3 protein-coding genes and 1 rRNA gene are annotated in these 4,418 nt (G+C 69.3%); all 4 read right to left on the bottom strand.

Features of this window, described 5'->3' with window-relative positions; all coding sequences use genetic code 11:
- Positions 1-226, bottom strand: a 16S ribosomal RNA gene (locus tag I59_RS08655); the annotation flags it as partial.
- A gap of 580 nt (positions 227-806) precedes the next feature.
- Positions 807-2,120, bottom strand: coding sequence for a tyrosine--tRNA ligase (gene tyrS, locus I59_RS08650; RefSeq protein ID WP_022903532.1), 1,314 nt, complete (start codon positions 2,118-2,120; stop codon positions 807-809).
- A gap of 39 nt (positions 2,121-2,159) precedes the next feature.
- Complete coding sequence (locus tag I59_RS08645) at positions 2,160-2,840, bottom strand: DNA-3-methyladenine glycosylase (protein WP_031273419.1); 681 nt, start codon at positions 2,838-2,840, stop codon at positions 2,160-2,162.
- Between the two features lie 8 nt (positions 2,841-2,848).
- Positions 2,849-4,297, bottom strand: a complete 1,449-nt coding sequence (gene argH, locus I59_RS08640; protein ID WP_022903530.1) for an argininosuccinate lyase — start codon at positions 4,295-4,297, stop codon at positions 2,849-2,851.
- Between the last annotated feature and the right edge of the window lie 121 nt (positions 4,298-4,418).

The following is a 4,418-nucleotide window of genomic DNA, read 5'->3' as shown; positions in this document are numbered from 1 at the left end:
TCCCCAACCAAAAAATTTTTTCCACCACCAGGCCATGCGACCAGTAGTCATATCCAGTAATAGACGTCGTTTCCAACGCTTATCCCAGAGTCAGGGGCAGGTTACTCACGTGTTACTCACCCGTTCGCCACTAATCCACCCAGCAAGCTGGGCTTCATCGTTCGACTTGCATGTGTTAAGCACGCCGCCAGCGTTCGTCCTGAGCCAGGATCAAACTCTCCGTAAAAAATTACAACCAACACCGAAGTGTCAGCGAGTTGATACTGACAAAAAGAACTGTCAACTGACAATTCTGTCTATCCAAAAGGAATTGTCTCCGGACTCACCATCAGATGAGCCACGGGGTCAATAAATTGGCATTGACAATGTGCACGCTGTTGAGTTCTCAAGGACCAGACGCACTCCCCACTCGACCCCGAACACGAGGTTCCGCCAGAGAGGCTTTCGTTCTTGGCTTGACCACCAGTCAGGCCGTATGACCTGCGTCGGACCAGATGGCCCAGTGGCTCATCCCTGATCGGGAGAGAACCGGTGGAGTAGTCATCCTAGGCGTCGAAGCGATCCAGCGCAAGGCCGGTTCGGAACTTCAGTGGAGGATGGTCCCGCTTGAGGCCGGCAGGCTCTGGGCTCTCGCTCCAGCCGCTCCGCCGCACCTTTGGGGTGACGAGTAAGAACTCTACGTGCGGACCGGGGGGAGCGCCAACCCACTGCACTTCCCGGGCGTGTCGCGTTCTGCAACACAGGCTCCCGGAACGCAGCGACGCCCGGCTCCCACAGGGGAACCGGGCGTCGACGAGCGAGCTCGATCAGGCCAGCGTCACGCCGGCGAGCGTCTTCTTCCCGCGGCGGAGGACGACCACTCCCCCGGGCAGTGCGAGGTCCGACAGCCGTGCGGCCGCGTCCTCGACCCGGACGTTGTTCACGGACACGCCGCCCTGGTCGACCGCACGACGGGCCTCCCCGAGCGACTTCACGAGTCCGGTCTCGACGAGCGCCTTCGCCACGTCGGCGTCGCCGGGCAGCGTCGCGGAGCCCGACAGCTCGGCGATCGCCGACCGGAGGGTCCGCTCGTCGAGGCTCGTCAGGTCTCCGTTGCCGAACAGTGCCGCCGCCGCGTCGATCGCGGCCTGCGTGGCCTCGACCCCGTGGACCACCGCCGTGACCTCGAACGCGAGGGTCCGCTGGGCCTCACGTCGGAAGGGTTCGTCCGCGACGGCCTGCTCCAACCGCTCGATCTCGGCGCGCGTCAGGAACGTGAACTGCCGCAACCGCTCGACCACGTCGGCGTCCGAGGTGTTGAGCCAGAACTGGTAGAACGCGTAGGGCGACGTCATGTCCGCATCGAGCCAGATCGCGTTGCCCTCGCTCTTGCCGAACTTCGTGCCGTCGGAGTTCACGATCAGCGGGGTCCCGAGCGCGTGCACGGACGCCCCCTCGGTGCGACGGATGAGCTCCGTCCCCGAGGTCAGGTTGCCCCACTGGTCGGAGCCACCCGTCTGCAGCGTGCACCCGTACTGCAGGAAGAGCTCGCGGTAGTCGAGGCCCTGCAGGATCTGGTAGCTGAACTCGGTGTAGCTGATGCCGGCATCGGAGTTGAGCCGCGCAGCGACCGCGTCCTTCTTGAGCATCGAGTTGACTCGGAAGTACTTGCCGATGTCGCGGAGGAAGTCGATCGCGGACAGCGGTGCCGTCCAGTCGAGGTTGTTCACGAGCCGGACGCCGTTCTCGCCGTCCGGGCTGAGGAACCTCGACACCTGCGCGCGGAGCCGGTCGACCCAGTCGGCGACGGTCTCGGGCGTGTTCAGCGTGCGCTCGGCCGTCGGCCGCGGGTCCCCGATCAACCCGGTCGAACCGCCCACGAGCGCGAGGGGCTTGTGCCCGGCGAGCTGGATCCGCCGCAGGGTCAGCAGCTGCAGCAGGTTGCCGCAGTGCAAGGACGGCGCGGTCGGGTCGAAGCCGCAGTAGTACGTGATCGGCTCGCCGTCGAGGGCCTCCTTGAGTGCGGTCTCGTCGGTCGAGACGTGCACCAGACCACGCCAGCGCAGTTCGTCCCACACCGAGGCGAAGGTGGGATCGTTCTGCTGGCGCGTCAGGACATCGAGCGCGGTATCACTGGACACCAGGCAATCGTAGCGGCCGGGAGGCGCGGGTCGCCCCCGCTAGTCCAGGGCACCCTTGTGCCGTCGGTACGTCGAGACCGTCGGGTCGCCGGTCAGCCAGAACCGCCAGGGGAACCCCGCGCCGCCGGCGATGCCGCCGACGCCGGTGCGCGGTCCGCGCGAGATGCGCGGGACGTCGTCCACGCCGGTCTCGGCGAGGAGTTCCTCGACGACCGCGGCCGGCGAGGCGGAAGCGAGCCGTGCCTCCAGGCCGGGTGCCAGGGTGAGCACGAACGGGCCGGACCCGTCGAGGAGCGACGTGCCGTCGTCGGTGCCGAGCGCGGCGCCCAGAGCCACACCGATGTTCCCCGGTCCGCGGGCGAGCGCGACGTCCGCGGGTCGGGGGCCGCGACGATGGCGCGCGGTGGCCAGCCCGTCGACGACCTCACCGCCGCGCAGGAGCGTCCCGGCCGAGACGCCCTCGGGGCCGCTCACGACGTTGACGCAGGTGTGGATGCCGTACGAGCGGTAGGCGTAGAGCGTTCCCGGCGGACCGAACAGGTGGCGGTTGCGCTCGGTCATGCCCCGGTGTCCGTGCGAGCCGGGATCGGTGGGCCCGTGGTAGGCCTCGACCTCGGTGATCCGGATGCTGACGCCGCGCCCGGTGATGGTCGCGCCGAGGAGTGCCGGCGCGGACACGGGCGCCGGCTCCGCCAAGAGCCGCCGGATCGCGTCCGTCATCGCGTCCGTCATCGCGTGAAGGGCGCGCCCTCCGCCAGCTCGCGGACGCGCTGCGTCAGGGAGGTCAGCTGCTCGGCGACGCGGTCGGGAGCGGTCCCGCCGGCACCGGAGCGAGATGCCACACTGCCCTCGATCGTGAGGACCGAACGCACTTCCGGCGTGAGGTGCTCGGACACCGCGCGGTACTCGTCGTCGGTCGGGTCGTCGAGCTCGATGCCGCGCTCCTCGCAGTGGCGGACGAGAGCACCGGAGACCTCGTGGGCGTCGCGGAAGGGCACGCCCTGGCGGACGAGCCACTCGGCCACGTCGGTCGCGAGTGAGAAGCCCTGCGGCGCGAGCTCGGCCATGCGCTCGGTGTCGAACGTCAGCGTCGCGACCATGCCCGTGAAGGCCGGCAGCAGGACCTCGAGCTGCTCGACCGAGTCGAAGACGGGCTCCTTGTCCTCCTGCAGGTCGCGGTTGTACGCCAGGGGCAGGCCCTTGAAGGTCGCGAGGAGGCCGGTGAGGTTGCCGAGCAGTCGACCGGACTTGCCACGGGCGAGTTCGGCGATGTCCGGGTTCTTCTTCTGCGGCATGATGCTCGACCCCGTGGAGAACGCGTCGTGGAGCCGGACGAAGCCGAACTCCTTCGTGTTCCAGAGGATGACCTCCTCCGCGAGGCGCGAGACGTCGATGCCGATCTGCGCGAGGACGAAGGCGAACTCCGCCACCACGTCACGGCCGGCGGTCGCGTCGATCGAGTTGTCCGCGGGCCGGGCGAAGCCGAGCTCGAGGGCGATCGCCGTCGGGTCGAGCCCGAGCGAGCTGCCGGCGAGGGCACCGGCACCGTACGGGCTGACGCTCGCGCGGGTCGACCAGTCGCGGAGGCGCTCGAGGTCGCGCACGAGCGGCCACGCGTGGGCGAGCAGGTGGTGTGCGAGGAGCACGGGCTGCGCGTGCTGCAGGTGCGTACGGCCCGGCATGATCGCGCCGGGGTGCTCGTTCGCCTGCTGGCTGAGCGCGTCCACGAGGTCGATGACGAGGTGCCCGATGCGCCGCGCGTGGTCGAGCATGTGCATGCGGCCGAGCGTGGCGATCTGGTCGTTGCGGCTCCGGCCGGCGCGGAGCTTGCCGCCGAGCTCGGGTCCGACGTCGGCGATGAGCAGGCGTTCGAGGGCACCGTGGACGTCCTCGTCGGAGTCGTCCGGCTGCAACTCGCCGGTGGCGTGGGCGTCGGCCAGCCGATCGAGCCCCGCGAGCATCCGCTCCAGCTCGTCCTCGGTCAGGTATCCGGCAGCGTTGAGCGCGCGCGCGTGCGCGCGGGAGCCGGCGATGTCGTAGGGCGCGAGCTGCCAGTCGAAGTGCGTCGACTTGGAGAGGGCGGCGAGCTCGGCGCTCGGGCCGTCCGCGAAGCGGCCGCCCCAGAGGGCGCCGGTGTTGGTGGCGTCGGTCTTGGCGGGCGGGGTCGCGTCGGTCATGTCGTCCTGCTGGGATGTCGGCGGTCGTGCGGTGCGTGGCGGGGGCGGGTCGCGCCTCCCGGCCGGTCCGCGGTCAGGCGGACGCGGTGGCGGGTCGTGCCTCCTGGCCGGTCCGCGGTGG

It is taken from the genome of Curtobacterium sp. B8 (assembly GCF_000333315.1).
Lineage (GTDB): Bacteria > Actinomycetota > Actinomycetes > Actinomycetales > Microbacteriaceae > Curtobacterium > Curtobacterium luteum.
The sequence above is the reverse complement of the archived record's forward strand: the minus strand, read 5'-3'. Positions and strand labels throughout refer to the sequence as shown.

What these genes read in the sequence shown, in the direction of transcription:
- I59_RS08645 (WP_031273419.1), bottom strand. Translation starts at nt 2,840, where the DNA reads ATGACGGACGCGATCCGGCGGCTCTTGGCGGAGCCGGCGCCCGTGTCC.
- argH (WP_022903530.1), bottom strand. Translation starts at nt 4,297, where the DNA reads ATGACCGACGCGACCCCGCCCGCCAAGACCGACGCCACCAACACCGGC.